Origin of the sequence: Bacillus sp. 204(2023), assembly GCF_037027505.1 — a bacterium.
Taxonomy (GTDB): domain Bacteria; phylum Bacillota; class Bacilli; order Bacillales; family Bacillaceae; genus Bacillus; species Bacillus subtilis.
In genome coordinates, this window is sequence record NZ_JAXCHE010000018.1 from 1 (window position 1) to 2,957 (window position 2,957).

The window sequence follows — 2,957 nt, forward strand, 5'->3', positions numbered from 1 at the left end:
ACAAGATATCACATAGTGATTCTTTTTAACGGTTAAGTTAGAAAGGGCGCACGGTGGATGCCTTGGCACTAGGAGCCGATGAAGGACGGGACGAACACCGATATGCTTCGGGGAGCTGTAAGCAAGCTTTGATCCGGAGATTTCCGAATGGGGAAACCCACCACTCGTAATGGAGTGGTATCCATATCTGAATTCATAGGATATGAGAAGGCAGACCCGGGGAACTGAAACATCTAAGTACCCGGAGGAAGAGAAAGCAAATGCGATTCCCTGAGTAGCGGCGAGCGAAACGGGATTAGCCCAAACCAAGAGGCTTGCCTCTTGGGGTTGTAGGACACTCTGTACGGAGTTACAAAGGAACGAGGTAGATGAAGAGGTCTGGAAAGGCCCGCCATAGGAGGTAACAGCCCTGTAGTCAAAACTTCGTTCTCTCCTGAGTGGATCCTGAGTACGGCGGAACACGTGAAATTCCGTCGGAATCCGGGAGGACCATCTCCCAAGGCTAAATACTCCCTAGTGACCGATAGTGAACCAGTACCGTGAGGGAAAGGTGAAAAGCACCCCGGAAGGGGAGTGAAAGAGATCCTGAAACCGTGTGCCTACAAGTAGTCAGAGCCCGTTAACGGGTGATGGCGTGCCTTTTGTAGAATGAACCGGCGAGTTACGATCCCGTGCAAGGTTAAGCAGAAGATGCGGAGCCGCAGCGAAAGCGAGTCTGAATAGGGCGCATGAGTACGTGGTCGTAGACCCGAAACCAGGTGATCTACCCATGTCCAGGGTGAAGTTCAGGTAACACTGAATGGAGGCCCGAACCCACGCACGTTGAAAAGTGCGGGGATGAGGTGTGGGTAGGGGTGAAATGCCAATCGAACCTGGAGATAGCTGGTTCTCTCCGAAATAGCTTTAGGGCTAGCCTCAAGGTAAGAGTCTTGGAGGTAGAGCACTGATTGGACTAGGGGCCCCTACCGGGTTACCGAATTCAGTCAAACTCCGAATGCCAATGACTTATCCTTGGGAGTCAGACTGCGAGTGATAAGATCCGTAGTCGAAAGGGAAACAGCCCAGACCGCCAGCTAAGGTCCCAAAGTATACGTTAAGTGGAAAAGGATGTGGAGTTGCTTAGACAACCAGGATGTTGGCTTAGAAGCAGCCACCATTTAAAGAGTGCGTAATAGCTCACTGGTCGAGTGACTCTGCGCCGAAAATGTACCGGGGCTAAACGTATCACCGAAGCTGCGGACTGTTCTTCGAACAGTGGTAGGAGAGCGTTCTAAGGGCTGTGAAGCCAGACCGGAAGGACTGGTGGAGCGCTTAGAAGTGAGAATGCCGGTATGAGTAGCGAAAGAGGGGTGAGAATCCCCTCCACCGAATGCCTAAGGTTTCCTGAGGAAGGCTCGTCCGCTCAGGGTTAGTCGGGACCTAAGCCGAGGCCGAAAGGCGTAGGCGATGGACAACAGGTTGATATTCCTGTACCACCTCCTCACCATTTGAGCAATGGGGGGACGCAGGAGGATAGGGTAAGCGCGGTATTGGATATCCGCGTCCAAGCAGTTAGGCTGGGAAATAGGCAAATCCGTTTCCCATAAGGCTGAGCTGTGATGGCGAGCGAAATATAGTAGCGAAGTTCCTGATTCCACACTGCCAAGAAAAGCCTCTAGCGAGGTGAGAGGTGCCCGTACCGCAAACCGACACAGGTAGGCGAGGAGAGAATCCTAAGGTGATCGAGAGAACTCTCGTTAAGGAACTCGGCAAAATGACCCCGTAACTTCGGGAGAAGGGGTGCTCTGTTAGGGTGCAAGCCCGAGAGAGCCGCAGTGAATAGGCCCAGGCGACTGTTTAGCAAAAACACAGGTCTCTGCGAAGCCGTAAGGCGAAGTATAGGGGCTGACGCCTGCCCGGTGCTGGAAGGTTAAGAGGAGCGCTTAGCGTAAGCGAAGGTGCGAATTGAAGCCCCAGTAAACGGCGGCCGTAACTATAACGGTCCTAAGGTAGCGAAATTCCTTGTCGGGTAAGTTCCGACCCGCACGAAAGGCGCAACGATCTGGGCACTGTCTCAACGAGAGACTCGGTGAAATTATAGTACCTGTGAAGATGCAGGTTACCCGCGACAGGACGGAAAGACCCCGTGGAGCTTTACTGCAGCCTGATATTGAATGTTGGTACAGCTTGTACAGGATAGGTAGGAGCCTTGGAAACCGGAGCGCCAGCTTCGGTGGAGGCATCGGTGGGATACTACCCTGGCTGTATTGACCTTCTAACCCGCCGCCCTTATCGGGCGGGGAGACAGTGTCAGGTGGGCAGTTTGACTGGGGCGGTCGCCTCCTAAAAGGTAACGGAGGCGCCCAAAGGTTCCCTCAGAATGGTTGGAAATCATTCGCAGAGTGTAAAGGCACAAGGGAGCTTGACTGCGAGACCTACAAGTCGAGCAGGGACGAAAGTCGGGCTTAGTGATCCGGTGGTTCCGCATGGAAGGGCCATCGCTCAACGGATAAAAGCTACCCCGGGGATAACAGGCTTATCTCCCCCAAGAGTCCACATCGACGGGGAGGTTTGGCACCTCGATGTCGGCTCATCGCATCCTGGGGCTGTAGTCGGTCCCAAGGGTTGGGCTGTTCGCCCATTAAAGCGGTACGCGAGCTGGGTTCAGAACGTCGTGAGACAGTTCGGTCCCTATCCGTCGCGGGCGCAGGAAATTTGAGAGGAGCTGTCCTTAGTACGAGAGGACCGGGATGGACGCACCGCTGGTGTACCAGTTGTTCTGCCAAGGGCATCGCTGGGTAGCTATGTGCGGACGGGATAAGTGCTGAAAGCATCTAAGCATGAAGCCCCCCTCAAGATGAGATTTCCCATTCCGCAAGGAAGTAAGATCCCTGAAAGATGATCAGGTTGATAGGTCTGAGGTGGAAGTGTGGCGACACATGGAGCTGACAGATACTAATCGATCGAGGACTTAACCA

The 2,957-nt window shown here is 53.6% G+C and carries 1 rRNA gene; it reads left to right on the top strand.

What is annotated here, in order from left to right:
- Positions 1 to 30: 30 nt before the first annotated feature.
- Positions 31 to 2,957: ribosomal RNA gene (locus WA279_RS20640) — 23S ribosomal RNA — on the top strand.